Source organism: Chryseobacterium sp. (assembly GCF_008831505.1).
Lineage (GTDB): Bacteria > Bacteroidota > Bacteroidia > Flavobacteriales > Weeksellaceae > Marnyiella.
Genome location: NZ_CP044507.1, coordinates 1,534,060 through 1,552,847, shown reverse-complemented (window position 1 = coordinate 1,552,847; position 18,788 = coordinate 1,534,060). Strand labels below are relative to the sequence as shown.

Below are 18,788 nucleotides of genomic sequence, written 5' to 3'. Positions count from 1 at the left end.
ATTGTCTGATATCTGAACTCTGCCATCTGACATCTTAAACTAAATTCTTCTGATCCTGTTCCTTTCATAATCCTCGAAAATCATCCCACCCAGGTTGCTGAGTCCGGTAAGGAATGCTTTGCCCTGGTTCTGAGCCGTGAAGGCTTCTACAAAACGCCGTAAGTAAGGATCCTGAGCAATCATGAAAGTGGTGATCGGAATTTTGAGACGGCGCGCCTGAGCCGCTTTGTTAAGACATTGGTTCACTATAGTCTCATCCAGGCCCACGCTGTTCATATACAACTCACCCGTTGCAAGTTTCATACAGCTTGGTTTGCCGTCGGTGATCATAAATATCTGTTTGTTGGTGTTTCTCTTTCGCCGGAGGATATCCATGGCAAGCTCGAGTCCGGCCACTGTATTTGTATGGTAGGGCCCAACATTTAAGTAGGGCAGATCTTTGATCTTGATGGGCCAGGCTTCATTTCCAAAAACAATAATATCTATCGAGTCTTTTGGGTATTTCCGCTTAATAAGCTCAACAAGCGCCATGGCCACCTTTTTAGCCGGAGTGATACGGTCCTCACCGTAGAGGATCATCGAATGGCTTATGTCAATCATAAGTACGGTACTCATCTGGGCTTTGTGGTGCGTTTCTTCCACCATCAAATCATCTTCCGTAAGCCTTAGGTCTGTGATACCATTGTTGATTTGTGCATTTTTAAGGCTTTCAGTCATGTTGATGTGCGATAGCTCATCGCCATACTGAAAACTGCGGTTTTCGCCGTCTCTTTCGTCACCCACACCCGCTTTGGAGGTCCGGTGGTTGCCAATCCCCGTCTTTTTCAGTTTGCCGAAAATCTGGTCCAGGGCAAATTCCCGGAGTGCCTTCTCAAGTTTGGGCGTAACAATATTCCGGCCCTTTCCGCTGCTCGTACTGCCTTCTTCGGGTCTGATCTCTTCTTTAATGTAGCCGCGTTTTTTAAGATCTTCTTCGAAATCGGCAATTGTATACTCATCGGTGAAGATATCATACTCCTTATCCAGCATTTCCAGCCACTCAAAAGCCTCTTCCAGATCACCTGAAGTGTGTGTCAGTAGATCCTTAAACACATCAAAAATCCGCTCGAAGTGAGACACCTCTTCCGGAGTATGATTTTTAAAAGTAAATCCTTTCCTGTTAAAGTTGCTGAGGTTCATTACTTAATGGCTAATCTTCAGCCAAGGTATGGAAAATTCATTCCATTTTTTCCGCAGAAATATAGATACTAGGTATCACCGTTATGGATTAGTGGGTCCATTGCATTCCGCGGCCAACTAAACCCTGCTATCCGGCTGCTGTTTTTGTTTTTCGTCCGTTGTCTTTACTTTCCATCTGTCTTCGCGCCACTGCATTTGCTCCTCCCGGGTCAGGAAAGTCCAGGCTACAATGCGGCTCACCTTATTGCCGGTACCCATCGGAATGGTTTTTCTGTACACGATTTGGGCTTCTTCCAGTGCGCTGTACACCTTTTTCAGGTTGGACTCTTTAGAAACCAGCGTCGTAAACCAGTAGCAGTTTTTGCCAAAGGCACGGCTCTCCTTAATCATTTTGCGTATAAAGGCTATTTCACCCCCGGGATAGATAAGTTCCTGACTGATTCCGGAAAAATTCAGTTCCGCTTCTGCAGCCTTTTTTCCGGTGAGGTTGCGGACTTTCCGCTGTGTACCCTTTTCTGCCTCCTCTTCCGAGGAATGGAAAGGAGGGTTGCAAAGCGTGAAGTCGAAGCGCTCACCATCGCCGATTATGCCATGAAATACAGAATCAGCATCAGGCTGGAGGCGAATTTCAACATTGTCCTTTAACTGTTCGTTGGACTCCGCAATTTTGCCCGCGGAAGCTACGGAGTTTGGATCCGCATCCGAACCTACGAATTTCCAGCCATACTCACTCACGCCTAGGGCGGGGTAAATGCAGTTGGCACCCACGCCAATATCGAGTACAGTGATCTTTTCTCCTTCCGGAATACTCCCAAAATTACTCTGACCCAACAAATCTGCCATATAATGCAGATAATCGGCACGGCCCGGAATGGGAGGGCAGAGATTATCGGCCGGGAAGTCCCAGTGCTTTATTCCGTAATAATGGCTCAGCAATGCTTTGTTGAGCAACTTAACCGCTTCAGGATTCGCAAATTCCACCGAATCGTCACCGTATTTATTGGGTTTAATATAATTCCCGAGTGCCGGTTCAGCCTCTTTGAGGGCATTCAGGTCGTAACGTTCACGGTTTTTATTGCGTATATGAAGTCTTGTTTTTTCTGTAGACATGGGTTGAATATTTAATTCTGCAAAGATGAGGCTTAATAATTAAAAAACACTGTCCGACCCAGCGGTTCCGATCGGAAGATTAATAGCTCGTGGAATTTTGTAAGATCTAAAGATTTCAGATTTCAGACGTCAGATGTCAGATGTCAGATGTCAGATGTCAGATGTCAGAAATCAGACAGAGATTATAGTTTATTACCGTAAGTTGGATCTGAACAGGACCAAATATCCCCAGGGCTCCAGTTCAAGGTGACAACTTTTTAGCAGAATCTTATCTGAACCGCTGAAAAGTTCGGTATAGGTGCCTGCGTGCTCCGAAGTGTCCAGGGTGACATTCACTTTTTTGGGGCTGAGGTTAAAGACCGCCAGCACCTTGTCGCCCTTTTTCTCCCGAACAAGCGAAATGATATGCTCCATGCAGTCGTTGGTCATACGCTCCATTTCACCGCCGTACCTGCCGTTCCAAAGCCCGCGGTTTCTATGTTTTAAATTAAACAGGGTAGTGTAAAGGTTGGTGTTGCGGTGTGTTTTCCATTCAATGGGGTCGCGGTCAAAAAATTTGAGCGAACGGCTCAGTCCGGATTCCTGACCGTTGTACACGAGCGGCATCCCGTCTATCAATACTGTAAAGACAGTGGCAGCTTCCAGGGCGTTGCCGAAATTGGAGACCGGATTACCTTCCCAGGAATTTTTGTCATGGTTGTCAATGAAATTCATCCTGATGCCCTCCTTTGGAAAAATGGAAACATGCTCCGCCAGATATGCTTCGGCCAGGGTCTTGGCATTACTGCGCCCCTGAGCAATGGCATGCAGTTGGTTCCACAAGGCCCAGTTGTAGGTGGCATCAAAAGCTTTGCTGTGAAGGTCGCGGTCCTCTGCTTCAGCCAACATGAAAACAGGTTTTAAGGTTTCAAGTTCTGTGCGAACATTTTCCCAGAAATCACGCGGAACAAAACTGGCCATATCGCAGCGAAATCCATCAATGTCAAATTCTCTGACCCAATATTTCATCGCTTCCGTCATGTATTTCCGTAGTTCAGGCTGGTCATAGTCTAATTCAATAATATCATCATAATCGCGCCAGGGCGTCGGCCGGAACCTGCCATTGCGGGACTTTTTGTAAAACTCCGGATGTTCGGCCACAAGATTACAGTCCAGACTGCTGTGGTTGGCTACCCAATCCAGAATTACATACATGCCCTGACGATGAACAGCCTGAACCAGATTCCGGAAGTCTGCTTCCGTTCCAAATTCAGGATTTATTCCCTTAAAATTCTTCACTGAGTAAGGACTGCCAAGACTGCCTTTTCTGTTCAGTTCTCCTATTGGATGTATGGGCATCAGCCATATTATATCAATCCCCATTTCCTTCAGTCGCGGCAACTGTTTCTCTATTTCTCTAAAAGTTCCCTCAGCGGAAAACTGCCTGATATTCATCTCGTACACAGTGGCGTTCTTCACCCAGTCCGGATTATCAATCTGGACGTACTTTTTTGGCTGATAGGGATGCGGTGGTAACTGGTTCATATATAGCAGGCTGGGGCAATCTAACCTATCAAAATTCGGGCAAAAATGATCAGGTTATGTCAGTGTGATAAATTACAGTGCAATAAATTGTAAATTCTATTGCAGCCTTTCCTGATTTAAACTGCTGTCAATTACTTTCTGAAGCCTGTCATAGCGGGTGTTTTCCCGTTTGGCCGACATGATCCAATGAATGATGACTTTACGGTAGGAGGGTGGTTGTTTGCAGAAAAATTCCCAGGCAACAGGATGGGAGCTGAATGTTTTTTCATATTGAGGTGCAAGCTGCTCAGCAGGTTTTTCATGCGAATAGATACCGGAGCGGCCTGCTGTCCTTTTGCTGAAGGCTTCTAATCCTGCGGGCTCCATCAAACCCGCTTCTTTCAGCTCTTTTACTTTTTTAACATTAATGTCACTCCAAATACTTTTGGGCCGCCTCGGCGTAAAGCGTATCGTATAGCTGTCAGAGTCCAGTGATTTCCGGACGCCGTCTATCCAGCCAAAGCAGAGCGCCTGATCCACTGATTCGGACCAGCTGATGGACTGTCTGCCGCTGTTCACTTTGTAGAATCCAACCAGGAGTTCGTTTTCTGCAGCGTGGTTTTTAGCCAGCCATTCGCGGAAAAGAGCCGGAGTTTCAAAAAATACGGGTTCCATTTGCCTGATTTCAGACAAATCTAAGGAAAAACAGAGGATCTGATGGCCGGATTATGTGATAATAAGTCTTTAAATAGGCCAGGTTCTCCAGATTCAGCTGAAAGATGAGAATTTGCTTTCGAGCAGTTAATCAGCGATTTCAGTAATTGGGCTCGTTTTTCTGTTTTCCCAAATACTAACCAGTTTAGCGATAATCACATCGCCACCCGCATAAAAAAATACGGCACCCATGGGCGGATTGGCAGCAGGGATGAGACCGAAGGTTTCAGGAACCCACTTCCAGCAGTTGAAACCCGTACCCAGCAGTTCAATGTAAATCACACACAATGCAATAAAATAGTAAAGCGGATCGCCTTTCTTTCTGCGCAGGATGGCTAAGAAAAATACACTGAAAATCAGTGTGAACATGTCATTGAAAAAAATAACGGGTATCAGGAAAATCAATATAAATAAGACAGGGAATGCCTTTTTGAGCGCGGTTTTGTTTTTCACCACCCATAACGTATTGGCGTAAATATAGCCCGACGCATACACAATGGCATGTCCCAGCGGCACGTAAAGCGGTATGTGCACCGTTCGGTAATGATACATGCCTAGAAGGCTGCAGAAAATAAGTTCACCGATATAGGAGATGATAACCATTGTAAACATCAGCTTCCGAAGCTCAGTGCCCGACACATAGAAAAGCCACAGGAAATATGCTATTGTAAATGCATTTGCCAGCCAGCGCCCGTTGAAGCCGTAATCATTCAGGAAAAAATCAGAATCCAGCCAGAGAACCAGAGGGGTAAGTATCAGGAACAGCCATCCGGCCAATGCCATATTGGACCTGGTGGGATTGCTGTTGATGAAGAGCTGGGAGGAGAAAAATCTAGTCAATTGTTGGTTTTGTATTTAAGCCTGCAAAAATAAGATTTCATATTGGGTAGGCACTATGAAATGCACAGGAAGGCATACCTTATTCCAGGCCTACAATTGTGGTGCTTTTCACTTCCTTGATCATGAATGCGCTCTGTGTACTGGCAATATGCTGCAGGTTGGTTAATTTGGTCACCATAAAATCTCGGTATTCTGCAATGTCTTTCACTATGATTTTGAGGATGTAGTCGTAATCGCCGCTTACATGAAAACATTCCAACACCTCCGGAAACCGGCAAATTTCACGCTCAAACTGGGTGATGTACTCCTTACTGTGCTGAATGAGTTTTACGTGGCAGATGACCAAAAAATCACGGTCTACCTTCTGGCGGTTTACCATGGCCACATAACTGCCAATGACCTGCTGTTTTTCCAGTTTTTTAATACGCTCAAAAACAGCAGTGACGGACAGATTCAGTTCGGCTGCCAGACTTTTTGTGGTTCTTTTGGAATTTTCCTGCAGTAAATTCAGGAGTTGCCGGTCCTTTACATCCAGATTCATCAGAAAATAATTTGGATTTGTTACTCTATCTTTTTCAAAAATAGAATAAAAATTTATAAGACGCCCGTATGTTGTGGTTATTTTCTGAATTAAAGCGCATTGATTGTTTATTTGGCGGATTATCGGCACTTTTATGGAAAATAAAAAGATATGAAAGAATTCAGTGCAGCAAACAAAATTCAGGACCTGCAGTTTTTTGGAGAATTTGGTGGTGTAAACCCTTCGATTTCCGACAGTTCCACCTACACCTTCCTAACCGCCAAAGCAATGTCCGACACCTTTGAAGGTCAGACCGAAGGATATTATCTATACTCACGGCATACCTCGCCCAGCAATCTTTATCTGTCTGAAGCCCTGGCTCAGATGGAGGGAACGGAAAGTGCCAATGTGACTGCTTCGGGAATGGGTGCCATCACTTCAGTTCTGCTTCAGATCTGTAAGTCGGGCGATCATATTGTTTCCAGCCGAACTATTTACGGTGGAACCTATGCCTTTATGAAAAATTTTCTGCCCGGTTTGAAGATCGGTAGTTCCTTTGTGAATATCACTGACCTGGCCGCCGTAGAGGCTGCTATAACCGAAAACACACGTATGATTTACTGTGAAACGGTAAGCAACCCTCTTCTTGAAGTTGCCGACCTCGCCGCACTTTCTAAGCTTGCCAAAAAGCATAATTTACAGCTGGTGGTAGATAATACCTTTTCGCCACTGATGGTCTCTCCGACAAGGTTAGGAGCCGATGTGACCATTCACAGTCTTACCAAATTCATCAACGGCAGCAGCGACGCCGTAGGTGGAGTGATTTGTGGTACCACCGATTTCATCAACAGTCTGAAGGATGTAAACAGTGGTGCCTGCATGCTTTTGGGACCCACCATGGACAGCCTGCGTGCCGCAAGTATCCTGAAAAACCTGCGCACCCTCCATTTAAGGATGAAAAAACACAGTGAGAATGCACAGTACCTGGCGGAAAGATGGCAGGAGGACGGCCTAAAAGTAAAATATCCGGGTCTTGAAAGTCATCCGCAGCATTCACTGTTTTCGGAAATGATGAATGATGAATTCGGTTACGGAGGACTGATTGCTCTGGATGTAGAAACAGTGGAGAAGGCCAATGAGCTGATGGAGGCTATGCAGGCGGAAAATATAGGCTATCTGGCCGTAAGTCTGGGCTTTTACAAAACGCTTTTCTGTGCTTCGGGCACATCAACTTCGTCCGAAATCCCTACTGATGAGCAGAAAGAAATGGGGCTGTCGCCGGGGCTTATCCGTTTTTCCATTGGTTTGGATCAGGATATTGAGCGTACTTATATGAAGATGCGCGGGTGCATGGAGAAGACCGGCGTACTGCAGGCCGTAAACAGTTAATACCTATCGCGCCCGGCGCAACACGATAAAGTACAAAGAAAAGGCTGTCCTCAAAACCGTGGGACAGCCTTTCTGTATTGACAGGTATATAATACATCAACCATACAGTAAAATGGTAAAACTTTTTTGGTAGTTTTTGCAATATTCTTAGTTAGCGTGAACTTCCCGTTTTATCTAAATTGTCAACTTATAATCGTTTCAAGGTCTTCTTCTAAGGTTAAACCCCGACTTCCCTGCGGTATTTTGTACAGTTTTCCTCAGCCTCAGCCAAAACAATCCGTAGTTCATGGATCTGGTCGGTTGTAAGACTTCTTTTGGGGATGATAATGGCTGAAAGATTATTCTGATAGATCATAAACCATCTGGTAAGTTCACTGAAGCGGTGAATCTGCTTCCACAGGATTTCCATATAGAATGTTTCGCCGTGTATTTTAATACGGTCTTCGGTAAGTTCCATTTCCAGTGTTTTCCTAAGCTGATTGCTGGAGTAGTAATTGCGGTGCACCGTGCTGAAAACGATAGCAGGCTGCACCAATCCAATAAGACCCAGCGTGATATACTGATAGATGATGGGCTGCGGGAGTCCGAAGAGATCGAGCTGATAAAAGATAATCCAGAGAAAGAGAAGCGCGGCAATACCCACCAGAATGCGAAACATGATTTTCTGATAGGTGAGTTTAAACATCAGCTGCAGATACTGCTTAAATGTTACGTTGGTTTTAAGTTTCATGCTCAATTTATGGTGGTCCACCTGCCTATTGCAAGTATTGTTCCGCAGAAAATCAGTTATTTGGATCCTGCCGGTATCGATATGATGACATTGTTTTGCAGGATTTTCGGGATGTTTTTTTGGTTTAATAATTGATGCGGTTGGGGCACGCGACTTTTCTGCTGAAATCCGGCTGATGCTCCGTATAAACTGAACACCAACATTAACTAAATATTAAATCAATGGACAAGAAAAAAACAAAGTCAGAACACGAGACTGCGAAGGCTGATGCCATGCAGCTGCGCGATCTTTTCACAGATGGTCTGAAGGACATCTATTATGCTGAAAATGCTCTTGTAAAAGCACTTCCGGAAATGTATGAGAAAGCATCTAACCACAAACTCAAAACTGCCATCAAGGATCATCTTTTACAGACCCAGCAGCAGGTTGCACGTCTGGAGGAAGTGTTTTCCTCAATGGATATGAAAGCCGAAGGTAAGAAATGCCCGGCTATTGAGGGAATTCTGGAAGAAGGACGTGAAACAGTGGCTAGCGCTGCTGAGGGTCCTGTACGCGATGCCGCAATTATAGGCAGTTCACAAAAAGTGGAACATTACGAGATTGCCAGCTATGGTACACTATGCGCCTATGCAAAAGTACTAAATGAAAGGCCTGCACTGGATCTGCTTCTTCGTACCCTGGGCGAAGAGAAAAAATCCGACTGCCTTCTGTCATCAATTGCTGATACCAACCTCAACTCGCAGGCTGCAGCAGGTAAACATCAGTCCAAAGACCTGAACGCCGTATAACCATAAAAACCAATTACAGATCTTATGAAAGCGAACGAACAGGAACCATTTGAGAATGGTGCGAATCCCAAGCTCGAACAGTTGGGTAAATATACAGTAGATGACAAAGGCGAATTTATGACCACTGACCATGGCGTAAAGATCAACGACGACCAGAATACCCTGAAAGCGGGTGAGCGAGGTCCCTCCCTGCTGGAGGACTTTATCTTCCGTGAGAAGATGACTCATTTTGACCATGAAAGGATTCCGGAAAGAATTGTACATGCCAGAGGTTCCGGGGCTCATGGTGAATTCCAGCTCTATAAATCTATGGCCAAGTATACGAGGGCCAAATTCCTGAATGATACCACCGTTAAAACTCCGGTTTTTGCAAGGTTCTCTACCGTGCAGGGAAGCAGGGGGTCTACTGACTTACCACGGGATGTACGCGGTTTTGCAGTGAAATTCTACACACAGGAAGGTAATTATGACCTCGTAGGTAATAATATGCCGGTATTTTTCATCCAGGATGCCATGAAGTTTCCGGATTTGGTGCATGCTGTAAAGCCGGAGCCTCATAACGAGATTCCACAGGCGGCCTCTGCACATGACACATTTTGGGATTTTGTCTCCCTGATGCCGGAAACCATGCACAACGTGATCTGGAAAATGAGTGACCGCGGGATACCAAGAACTTTACGGTCTATGGAAGGATTCGGAATCCACACTTTCAGGTTTATCAACGAAGAAGGTGAGTCACATTTTGTTAAGTTTCACTGGAAGCCCCTTCAAGGCGTCCTCGGCCTGGCCTGGGACGAAGCGCAAAGGCTGGCGGGTAAGGATACCGATTTTCACCGCCGTGACTTATGGGAAACGATTGACAACGGTCATTATCCTGAATGGGAATTGGGTGTACAGATTGTTAAGCAGGAAGACGAGCATAAATTCCCGTTTGACCTGTTGGATCCCACAAAACTGATTCCGGAAGAACTTGTTCCAGTGGAAATTATTGGCAAGATGACCCTGAACAGGAATCCTGACAATTTCTTCGCCGAAACTGAACAGATCGCCTTCCATCCCGGTCATATTGTGCCCGGTATCGATTTTACCAATGATCCTCTGCTTCAGGGCAGACTTTTCTCATACACAGATACCCAGCTTTCACGTCTTGGCGGACCCAATTTCCATGAAATCCCGATTAACCGCTCCATTCCGGACGTTACCAATAACCAGCGGGATGGTATACACCGTATGCAAATTCCAAAAGGACGGGTTTCTTACAATCCGAACACACTCGCGCAAGGGTGTCCCTTCCAGGCCATGATGAAAGAAGGCGGCTTTACTTCTTTTGAAGAACGCATTGACGCCGGAAAAATTCGTAGAAGAAGCAAGAGTTTCTTCGATCATTTCAGTCAGCCAAAGCTGTTTTATAACAGTATGACAATGCATGAAAAGCGGCATATCCAGAACGCATTTTCATTTGAACTTGGCAAGGTACAGGTTGTAGCAATCAGACAGCGTATGGTAGACATGTTGCTTGAGATTGATGAGGAGCTGGCAAAGAAAGTAGGTGAGCATCTGGGACTTGTGCCCAGCAGACTCCCACAGCCTATTACAGGTGCTATTCCTGCTGATGGGAACCCCGCGGACTATCACTCAATTGAAGTGGAACTTCCTATTTCAGAAGCACCGTCTGTAAGTATGGCCAATAAACTTCCTACTAATATAAAAGCACGCCGCATCGCTTTGCTTACCGCCAACGGAGTGAACGATGAGGCATTTACAAAAACACAGAAAGTTCTATGTGAATTGGGTGCAGTAGTGCACGTAATTGCACCACGACATGGTTTTGTAACTACTAAAAAAGGTGATGAATACCCTGTTGACGACAGTTTGCTTACTGCAGATTCTGTTTTATTTGATGCGGTTTATGTGGCAGGTGGCGACAGTGTGAAAACCCTGATGGAGCATGCCGGTGCGGTTCATTTTGTAGCTGAGGCCTATAAACACTGCAAGCCTATCGGCGCAGATGATAACGGCGCCGAATTACTTAAAAAGGCAATTCCCGGACTTAATGATCCTGAAGACGGTATTGTTACAGACGGAAACCTGGACGAATTTGTGAGTGACATTATTCTACACAGATTCTGGGACCGCGAGATGAATCCGTTGCCGGTTTGATAAGAAAACTGATGAAAAAAATCCGTCTCACTGTAAGGTGAGGCGGATTTTTTTGACTGAATGTAAAAATAGATGGTGCCCGGATTTTCTTATCTGCGGCAATCCGATTAATGCGGCAGTTTATCGCGGAAATATCCGTAAATCCATGTTCCCGCAATGGCACTTAAAAGGGTTACTGCGACAGCAGTAGCGCCGGTGCCTATCTGCGCAAAGAGCGGTCCGGGACAGGCGCCGGTAAGGGCCCAGCCAAATCCGAAAATCAATCCTCCATAAATCTGTCCTTTATTGAATTTCTTATCGTGAAATATGATTTCCTCACCATAAACGGTTTTTACCCTGAATTTCTTAATCAGAAATATTGAAGCCATGGCGACAAGTATCGCCGAGCCTATGATGCCGTACATATGGAAGGACTGCAGCCTGAACATCTCCTGAATACGGAACCAGCTGATCACTTCAGCTTTAATAAAAACAATGCCGAAGAAAATTCCTACAAGCAAATACTTTAGGTTGTGGTACCAGCGGTGTTCCAGGGCACTTTCATTCACGCACATTGTGTCCAGCGACCGCACTTCCAGGTCGGCACTATTGTCTGTTGGTTTTTGCATTTTCATTTAATTTAAAGTGATAAAATGAGAGGTAAAATGAAGTTGGCCATAATGAAACCACCAATCATAAAGAATATGGTAGCGATCAGGCTTGGCAACTGAAGGTTAGCAATACCCATAATGGAATGCCCACTGGTGCAACCGCCTGCGTAACGCGTTCCGAAACCTACCAGAAGGCCGCCGCCCACCATCATTATCAGACCACGGACTGTGAACAGCGATTCCCAGTTCATCAGTTCAAGCGGTACCAGATTGCTGAAATCCGTAATGCCGTAACCTGCGAGTTCCTGAGCCAAATCCGGATGCACATTCACTGGCTGAGAGCTGGACCATAACGTAACCGAGATAATCCCGCCGATAAGGATACCCAGTACAAAAACCAGATTCCATATTTCCTTCTGCCAGTTGTATTTAAAGAACGGGATGCCTGCCGGCATACAGGAGGCACAGATGTGCCGCAATGAAGAGGAAATTCCGAATGATTTATTTCCCAGTATAAGCAGTGCAGGCACTGTAAGTCCAATAAGCGGTCCGGCTACATACCAGGGCCAGGGGGATGATAATAATTCCGTCATTTAAATTTTGTTTAAGGTGTTTTGAACATTTTGAAGGCTGCCGCCATTATAGACATTGGAAATGCCCGCCTGTTCCAGGATCATTTTAGCCTGGCTGCTGCGATTGCCACTGCGGCAAAATACCACGATGTTATTCTTTCCGGCAAATCGCTTTAAATCCCGGGAAACAGAACTCAACGGGATGTTTACTGCACCCTGCACAGAGCCGCCCTGAAATTCTTCGCGCGACCGTACATCCACAAGGAAAGGCTTGTTTTTCATGATTTCCAAAAGCTCCGTCTGATCCGGTGCTGAAAAAAGGTTTTTTAGTAAATTGAACATATCTTAATTATTTATTTTTTAGTTAAAAGTTTGAGATTTCTTTAAGGAGAATATAGACGCCCATCACCAGGACAAAATAACCAAAGGCAGGTTTTAATTTTTTGCCGTCAGTTCTGGCCGAAATATACATGCCCGCAAAAAGTCCGGCTACGGCCAGTAAGGCGATTTTAATGATGAAGGCCCATTCTATGCTGAATTGTGTGATTGAGACGCTGAATCCAATTAGCGAATTGACGGCGATGATAAAAAGGGAAGTGCCAATGGCTTTTCGGATGTCCAGCCCCAGCAGCGTAACCAGTGCTGGAATGATGATGAAGCCGCCACCGGCACCCAGCATGCCAGTAATCAGTCCTGTAGCGGCACCATAGAGCAGAACAGGTAAGGTTTTTTTGGTGATCGTCTTCTCCTCGTCACAGTTGGCGCCACGACATTTTTTTATCATGCTGTAGGATGCTGCTACCATTAAGACGGCAAAAGTGACCATCAGGAACATATCCTTACTGAGTACCCAGTTGCCGGCGGAGATGATTGTGTCCGGTACGGCGGGAAAAATATATAGCCGGGTAAGGTACACCGTAACGACAGAGGGAATTCCGAAGATCACTGCGGTGCGGAGATCAATCTGGCCTTTCCGGAAAAATGAAACCGAACCCACCAGACTGGTGATCCCTACCACAAAGAGGGAATAAAAAGTAGCCAGGGCTGCATCCACACGGAAGAGATAGACAAGTACCGGTACGGTAAGTATACTGCCTCCTCCGCCGATAAGCCCTAATGAAATTCCGATAAGAAGTGATGCTGCGTAACCCAGTATTTCCATGATGATTTTTTGATGCTGCAAAATTGCATCAAAGGAGAAACGCACACCGCTACTTAGGTTACAATAGCGTGATTCTGTTCCGGCCCAGCTGCAGCTGGCCCCTTTCTTCCAGCTGTTTGAGCAGTCTGGAGACCACTACACGTGCGGTTCCCAATTCATTGGCCAGCTGTTCATGAGTGACCTGTAGGGTGTTGCTGCCCGAAACCAGTTTCTTTTTCTGAAGAAGATCCAATAAGCGCTCGTCCACTTTTCTGAAAGCGATGGCATTTACGATCTCTAACAGTTCTTCGAATCGTTTATGGTAAAGCCTGAAAATATAGTCCAGCCATTCCGGGTATTCACGGATGAAAAGCGAGACCTTCTCCACGGGGAGGAAAAGGATTTCTGCATCTTCCTCCACCTCGGCACGTACCTTACTCGTTTCGTCGTGCAGGCCGCCCAGGAAAGACATAATGCAGCTTTCGCCCGCTTTGATATAGTAAAGAAGAATTTCGCGGCCATCCTCTTCGGTGCGCATCACCTTCAGAGTTCCGCTTATAACAATCGGGATGGCGCGGATGTGTGAGTTTTCGTCCAGAATCATTTCGCCGGCTTTGTAATGCCGTACTGCCCCGTACTGTGTCAGTTTTGAAATTAGTTCGGGGGAATTCTTAAGTTCAGTTATCTGTTCCAGTGATTGCATACATCAAAGATAACTAATTTCAGGAGCTTATGATATTCTTCCTTTTTCGTAATTCCGGGAAAAGCATTGGGTTCATCTGAAACTAACTGTTTTTATACCACCTTTTTTTCAGCCAGAATGCGATGCTTACCAGGGCAATTAATGCGGGAACTTCGACCAGTGGGCCAATCACACCCGCAAATGCCTGTCCGGAATTGATACCGTAAACGCCAATGGCTACGGCAATGGCCAGCTCAAAATTATTACCCGCCGCGGTGAACGAAACGGCTGCGTTTCTGGAATAATCGGCGCCCAGTTTTTTTCCCACAAAGAAACTCAGCAGAAACATAAGTGCAAAATAAATCACCAGAGGCACTGCGATGCGAAGCACATCAAATGGAATCTGAACGATCATTTCCCCTTTCAGGCTGAACATGATAACAATCGTGAACAACAGCGCGATTAAAGTAACTGGAGAGACCTTTGGAATGAAGACACCGTTATACCATTCCTCACCTTTGGCTTTCAGCAGAAAATATCGGGTCAGAAATCCCAGGGCGAAAGGAATACCCAGATAAATTGCTACACTTTCGGCGATCTGAGCGATGGTGATATCTACTTCAGAGCCGGTGATTCCGAACAGCGGAGGCAAAACTGTAATGAAAAGATAGGCATAAAAACTGTAAAAAACCACCTGAAAAATACTGTTTATGGCTACAAGGCCGGCGGCGTATTCACGGTTACCATCAGCCAGCTCGTTCCAGACCATTACCATAGCGATGCAGCGGGCAAGGCCGATCAGAATTAATCCGATCATGTATTCGGGATAATCGTGCAGGAAAATGATGGCCAATGCAAACATAAGAACAGGACCTATCACCCAGTTCAGCAGCAGGGAAATCCCCAGGATTTTCGTGTTTTTAAAGACTTTCGGAAGCTCACGGTACCGCACTTTGGTAAAGGGCGGATACATCATGAGGATAAGACCGATCGCCAGCGGAATATTTGTAGTACCGTAGGAAAAGGTATTGATCACGGTAGAGGAATCAGGAAAAAGATATCCTATCGCCACTCCCAGGAACATGGCCAGGAAGATCCAGAGCGTAAGGTTTTTATCCAGGAAAGAAAGCTTTTTTCTTTCATGAGGTGCGCAGTTATTTGCTGCCATCGGTATTCTGATTTGGGCCTGACGCAAGATTCATAACAAAATACATTTCAGCCGCAATCTCCAGGCTTCGCTCAAAGTAAACACGGTCCATCTTATGGGTGCCATCGCTGGATTTCGGATCATCAAATTTCACGGCAAAGCGCTTTTCTGCACCTGCTATGAAAGGGCAGCCTGCATCGGCGTTCGAGCAGGTCATCACCGCGGCAAAACCGGAAACCGGATTAAAAGAATCATCATATCTTTTTGAAAAACAAATCACAGGATGGGCGTTCTCTGAATATTTAACAGCATATACCGGATTATCAGTTTCAGAGAGTTTCTGGATTTCCATTCCCTGAGTGTGCAGGGTCTCGGCTATTTTCGGAAACATGGCAGTGGCTTCGGTTCCCCCGGAATAGCAGAATACGTTTTTAAGGCTAAAATGTTCCGCCATCACCTGTGCCCAGATCTGGGAAAGATGACTTCTTCGCGAATTGTGGGTACAGATGAAGTTCAGGTTAATCCTTTCCCCCGCATCTGCTTTTTTCATTATAAACTCAGCAAGAGGCTGCAGGATTTCCTTTCGCTCTTCGGAAACGGGCATTACGGCAATGTCTTCAATGCTTAGCTTGATTTTTTTGAACATGGTTTTATTAAGAATATCAGCAGATTAATACTGTTTTCAGCGATCTGAAACTCTAGCAGCAACCGGATCCCGGAGCACAGCTTGAGGATTGAAGATCGGAAAGTTTTACCCTAGGTTTTTCCTGAGGCACTCCACAGGCATCCTGCGCCAGACAGGCAGTGGTTTTCTTGGTGAGAACAAAGGCACTTCCGTTGAACTCGAGACCGAATTTACCGATGGTAGACTGCTGGTATTCAACTTCAATTTCAGCATCTTCCAGGCCCAGCTGGTCCTCGGAAAGGGCAATGATTTTTTTTAGTTTCTCGGCCTCCAGGCGGTGGTCATTATCGGTAGAAAACCAAAGCTGGAAGTTGATGGCCTTTTCGTCGCGTATAACGCCGCCACAGTCAATGAACCTCTTGTTGATCTGGCCCACTTCGGTTACATGGAAATGTTCAGGAACCTGTTCGCCATTTTCCAGTACGAAATGCAGTTCCTGTAAGTTTGTTAGGATGTCCTTGATTTCTGAAAGTTTCATTTTATTTAGTTTAAAAGTGTTGTTAATTTTAACAGCAACGGTTTTCCAGCTTGGCCGCTGCGCGAAAAATACCGCTGAAATAGAGTTCCAGTTTCTGAACCGCTTCTTTGTTTATGCAATAGTTAATCGCCTTACCTTCCACAGTCCCCTGGATGATCCCGGCATTCTTTAATTCCCTTAAATGCTGCGAAACCGTGGCCTGCGAGAGAGGGAGATGGCCTACGATATCGTTGCAGATGCAGGAATTGGTTTGGATCAGGAATTCAATGATTGCCACTCTGGCGGGGTGGGCAATGGCTTTAAGCAGGTTGGCTGTTTCATTTTGTGCGTCCGTATAATGCTCCGTTTTCGTAACTCCCATTTTCAATATTTAATATTGCAATATTACGATATGTATTTTAAACAATGGATGAGTTGCAGGCTTTTTTTTTAAAAGTTTACAATTAATTACTGTCTATACCTGATAAATTTGTCTCTATATACTGCTTTTTTATTTGGCAGAATTGTTGATGTGCTTATAAATCAGCACTCTAACATTAATCCCACAAAATATTTTATTATGAAGAATTCTGTTTTAGCGTTATTCTGTGTCGCGGCTTTAACAGCCTGCAAAAAAAATGAAACCACTGTAACCGATACGTCCACGGACAGTATGGATATGGCTTATCCTGTAGATTCTGTTACGGTGGATACAGCAATGGTGGCCGGAAGTATGCAAATGAATGAACAGGACAGGACATTTGCAAACGATGCAGCAAAAGGAAGTATGATGGAAGTTATGTTAGGAAATATGGCCGCTGGAAAGGCCACGAATGCGAAGGTTAAGGCTTTGGCCGATATGATGGTGCGCGATCATACCGCCGCCGGTGACGAACTTAAATCATGGGCTACGGGTGCAGGCTTCACTCTGCCTGCTGCGGTTGATGATAATCAAAAGAAACAGCATGATGACCTGCAGGCAAAGTCGGGTGCTGAGTTTGACCGCTCCTATGCCGACATGATGGTCCAACATCACACGCAATCGATTGAGAAATTCAAACAGCAGATTTCAGGAGGCAGTGATGCATCACTCAAATCTTTTGCTGAAAAGACGCTGCCAACACTGGAACGTCATCTTCAGGAATCAAAAGCTGCGATGGATGCAGTAAAATAGGACTTTTATTTTACAGGTCACAGGTTCCCGAAAATACTTTCGGGGATTTTTTTTATCAGGATTGTTTGAGCATGGTAAGTCACTTAATCCACACGGGTCCTTTGTCTGGAGACCGGTGCAAGCAGCAGGTAGAAGATCCAGGCAAACCATGAGATAAAAATGACCGCTAAAATCCAGGCAAGTTTTTCCTTACCATGTGTCCTGTTTGATGAGAGGATGATAATGAACGGCAACAGCCAGATAAATAACAGTAAACCGAAAATTACAACCGTACTCCAATCTGAAATAGTCATCACATCTGTTTTTATTATTACACAAAGGGTTCAGTACTGTATCAAATTTAAGATTAAATATTGATATTAATCTAAATTCTGTCTGCTATTTTTAATTATTTTAACTGAAATCTGCGGCTTAGATAAAATTTAACATACGCTGGAAGTTCAGTTGATGCCGCTTTCAATTAACTCAAATTTGCAACTGAAAAAGGGTGTTTTTCCTGTTGTACAAATAAAGGCATGTAAGTACATTTGTATAGGATCAATAACCGTGAAGACCTATTGAAACTAATAACCATATTAATAGGAATCCCGAAGTAACTTTACTTTGGGGTTTTTATTTTTGTAGGTATACTAAAGGACGCTAAAGTGTTTAAGAGATATTGTCATATATCTGTAAGATAAAGAAGGCCGCAATACTGCGGCCTGTCTCGTATGTGAGTAAGTATGATTACTATGAAGCAACTATGTTCAGTTCCAGATCCACTTCCTGGGAAATCATCCAGTCTTTAGCATCACCTTCAGTACCGTAGGTTAGTCCCCAGTCCTGGCGGTTGATGGTGAAGCTTGATACCATTGTGAGACCGTTTTCGGTTACCTCTACTTTCGCCGGGAAAGAAACGTTCACTGTTTTGTCCTTAATGGTAAGATTGCCGCTCACGGTTTTATTGGCACCGGCAACTTTGCTTTCCGTTCCGGCAGCTAAATCTTCTACCTTCGTGATGTCAAATTTCACCGAAGGATATTTCGCAACATCGAAGAAATCCTCATTTTTCAGGTGCGCATCCAGGTCTGCGGATGTTTTTCCATCACTCAATGCAGGATCTACAGCCTTTGGATCTGTTGTAAGTGTATTGATATCTGAAGTAAGGGAACCGGCCGTAAGTGCACCGTTTTCCACGGTAAACGTTCCGGTAGCCTGCGTAGTTCCAAAACGCGGGTTCAGACCTCCCTTGTGGTAAGCTGTCCATTTCACTGTACTGGCTGCTGTATTTACGGTAAAAGTGTCACCCACAGCAGCAGCTACGGTTTGTTCGCCGGAAGTGGTGGCGGTGTCTGTCTTGGATTCCTTACATGCTGCCAGTGTAAGAACTGCGCTAAGTGCGAGAATTGATAAATTTTTCATTGTCTT

At 45.1% G+C, this 18,788-nt stretch carries 22 protein-coding genes; 4 read left to right on the top strand and 18 right to left on the bottom strand.

Features of this window, described 5'->3' with window-relative positions; translation table 11 throughout:
• Positions 1 to 39: 39 nt before the first annotated feature.
• From F7R58_RS07325 to F7R58_RS07300, 6 genes are all read right to left on the bottom strand, one after another.
• Positions 40 to 1,179 (bottom strand): vWA domain-containing protein, encoded by a 1,140-nt coding sequence (locus F7R58_RS07325; RefSeq protein WP_158064281.1) that lies wholly within the window; start codon positions 1,177 to 1,179, stop codon positions 40 to 42.
• 117 nt (positions 1,180 to 1,296) lie between these two features.
• On the bottom strand, positions 1,297 to 2,289 hold the full coding sequence (gene rlmF / locus F7R58_RS07320) for a 23S rRNA (adenine(1618)-N(6))-methyltransferase RlmF (RefSeq protein ID WP_158064280.1): 993 nt from the start codon (positions 2,287 to 2,289) through the stop codon (positions 1,297 to 1,299).
• Between the two features lie 192 nt (positions 2,290 to 2,481).
• Positions 2,482 to 3,813, bottom strand: a complete 1,332-nt coding sequence (locus tag F7R58_RS07315; protein WP_158064279.1) for an alpha-amylase family glycosyl hydrolase — start codon at positions 3,811 to 3,813, stop codon at positions 2,482 to 2,484.
• Between the two features lie 96 nt (positions 3,814 to 3,909).
• Complete coding sequence (locus F7R58_RS07310; protein ID WP_158064278.1) at positions 3,910 to 4,467, bottom strand: YdeI/OmpD-associated family protein; 558 nt, start codon at positions 4,465 to 4,467, stop codon at positions 3,910 to 3,912.
• Between the two features lie 126 nt (positions 4,468 to 4,593).
• Positions 4,594 to 5,346, bottom strand: coding sequence for a hypothetical protein (locus tag F7R58_RS07305; protein WP_158064277.1), 753 nt, complete (start codon positions 5,344 to 5,346; stop codon positions 4,594 to 4,596).
• 79 nt (positions 5,347 to 5,425) lie between these two features.
• Positions 5,426 to 5,887, bottom strand: coding sequence for an Lrp/AsnC family transcriptional regulator (locus tag F7R58_RS07300; protein WP_158064276.1), 462 nt, complete (start codon positions 5,885 to 5,887; stop codon positions 5,426 to 5,428).
• A gap of 150 nt (positions 5,888 to 6,037) precedes the next feature.
• On the opposite strand from F7R58_RS07300, the gene F7R58_RS07295 reads away from it, so the two are divergent.
• Entirely contained in the window at positions 6,038 to 7,255 is a 1,218-nt protein-coding gene (locus F7R58_RS07295) for an aminotransferase class I/II-fold pyridoxal phosphate-dependent enzyme (protein WP_158064275.1), read from the top strand.
• Positions 7,256 to 7,472: 217 nt separating this feature from the next.
• Here F7R58_RS07295 and F7R58_RS07290 read toward each other — a convergent pair whose 3' ends face one another.
• Complete coding sequence (locus F7R58_RS07290) at positions 7,473 to 7,985, bottom strand: YcxB family protein (protein ID WP_158064274.1); 513 nt, start codon at positions 7,983 to 7,985, stop codon at positions 7,473 to 7,475.
• 221 nt (positions 7,986 to 8,206) lie between these two features.
• On the opposite strand from F7R58_RS07290, the gene F7R58_RS07285 reads away from it, so the two are divergent.
• Both F7R58_RS07285 and F7R58_RS07280 read left to right on the top strand, forming a co-directional pair.
• Complete coding sequence (locus F7R58_RS07285) at positions 8,207 to 8,773, top strand: ferritin-like domain-containing protein (RefSeq protein WP_158064273.1); 567 nt, start codon at positions 8,207 to 8,209, stop codon at positions 8,771 to 8,773.
• A 24-nt stretch (positions 8,774 to 8,797) separates the two neighbouring features.
• The gene (locus F7R58_RS07280) at positions 8,798 to 10,933 is read left to right on the top strand and encodes a catalase (RefSeq protein WP_158064272.1); all 2,136 of its coding nucleotides are present in this window, start codon (positions 8,798 to 8,800) and stop codon (positions 10,931 to 10,933) included.
• 107 nt (positions 10,934 to 11,040) lie between these two features.
• Here F7R58_RS07280 and F7R58_RS07275 read toward each other — a convergent pair whose 3' ends face one another.
• The 9 genes from F7R58_RS07275 to F7R58_RS07235 form a co-directional block, all read right to left on the bottom strand.
• Entirely contained in the window at positions 11,041 to 11,541 is a 501-nt protein-coding gene (locus tag F7R58_RS07275; protein WP_158064271.1) for a DUF6691 family protein, read from the bottom strand.
• An 11-nt stretch (positions 11,542 to 11,552) separates the two neighbouring features.
• Positions 11,553 to 12,116: a YeeE/YedE family protein gene (locus F7R58_RS07270; protein WP_158064270.1), complete on the bottom strand. Its 564-nt coding sequence runs from the start codon at positions 12,114 to 12,116 to the stop codon at positions 11,553 to 11,555.
• Positions 12,117 to 12,437 carry a rhodanese-like domain-containing protein gene (locus F7R58_RS07265; RefSeq protein ID WP_158064269.1) on the bottom strand — a complete coding sequence of 107 codons (321 nt, stop codon included), beginning with the start codon at positions 12,435 to 12,437 and terminating at the stop codon, positions 12,117 to 12,119.
• 22 nt (positions 12,438 to 12,459) lie between these two features.
• Entirely contained in the window at positions 12,460 to 13,257 is a 798-nt protein-coding gene (locus tag F7R58_RS07260; RefSeq protein WP_158064268.1) for a sulfite exporter TauE/SafE family protein, read from the bottom strand.
• Positions 13,258 to 13,315: 58 nt separating this feature from the next.
• Positions 13,316 to 13,939 (bottom strand): Crp/Fnr family transcriptional regulator, encoded by a 624-nt coding sequence (locus tag F7R58_RS07255; protein WP_158064267.1) that lies wholly within the window; start codon positions 13,937 to 13,939, stop codon positions 13,316 to 13,318.
• Between the two features lie 82 nt (positions 13,940 to 14,021).
• Positions 14,022 to 15,086: an ACR3 family arsenite efflux transporter gene (gene arsB / locus F7R58_RS07250; RefSeq protein WP_158064266.1), complete on the bottom strand. Its 1,065-nt coding sequence runs from the start codon at positions 15,084 to 15,086 to the stop codon at positions 14,022 to 14,024.
• Complete coding sequence (locus F7R58_RS07245) at positions 15,073 to 15,711, bottom strand: low molecular weight phosphatase family protein (protein ID WP_158064265.1); 639 nt, start codon at positions 15,709 to 15,711, stop codon at positions 15,073 to 15,075. Before F7R58_RS07245 ends, arsB begins: the two co-directional genes overlap by 14 nt.
• 52 nt (positions 15,712 to 15,763) lie before the next feature.
• Positions 15,764 to 16,228, bottom strand: a complete 465-nt coding sequence (locus F7R58_RS07240; RefSeq protein WP_158064264.1) for a DUF6428 family protein — start codon at positions 16,226 to 16,228, stop codon at positions 15,764 to 15,766.
• Positions 16,229 to 16,256: 28 nt separating this feature from the next.
• On the bottom strand, positions 16,257 to 16,589 hold the full coding sequence (locus F7R58_RS07235) for an ArsR/SmtB family transcription factor (RefSeq protein ID WP_158064263.1): 333 nt from the start codon (positions 16,587 to 16,589) through the stop codon (positions 16,257 to 16,259).
• Positions 16,590 to 16,787: 198 nt separating this feature from the next.
• On the opposite strand from F7R58_RS07235, the gene F7R58_RS07230 reads away from it, so the two are divergent.
• Positions 16,788 to 17,381, top strand: a complete 594-nt coding sequence (locus tag F7R58_RS07230) for a DUF4142 domain-containing protein (RefSeq protein WP_158064262.1) — start codon at positions 16,788 to 16,790, stop codon at positions 17,379 to 17,381.
• Positions 17,382 to 17,464: 83 nt separating this feature from the next.
• Here the strand turns inward: F7R58_RS07230 and F7R58_RS07225 are convergent, their stop codons facing one another.
• Positions 17,465 to 17,674, bottom strand: a complete 210-nt coding sequence (locus F7R58_RS07225; protein WP_158064261.1) for a PLDc N-terminal domain-containing protein — start codon at positions 17,672 to 17,674, stop codon at positions 17,465 to 17,467.
• A gap of 436 nt (positions 17,675 to 18,110) precedes the next feature.
• Complete coding sequence (locus F7R58_RS07220) at positions 18,111 to 18,782, bottom strand: YceI family protein (RefSeq protein ID WP_158064260.1); 672 nt, start codon at positions 18,780 to 18,782, stop codon at positions 18,111 to 18,113.
• Positions 18,783 to 18,788 lie beyond the last annotated feature (6 nt).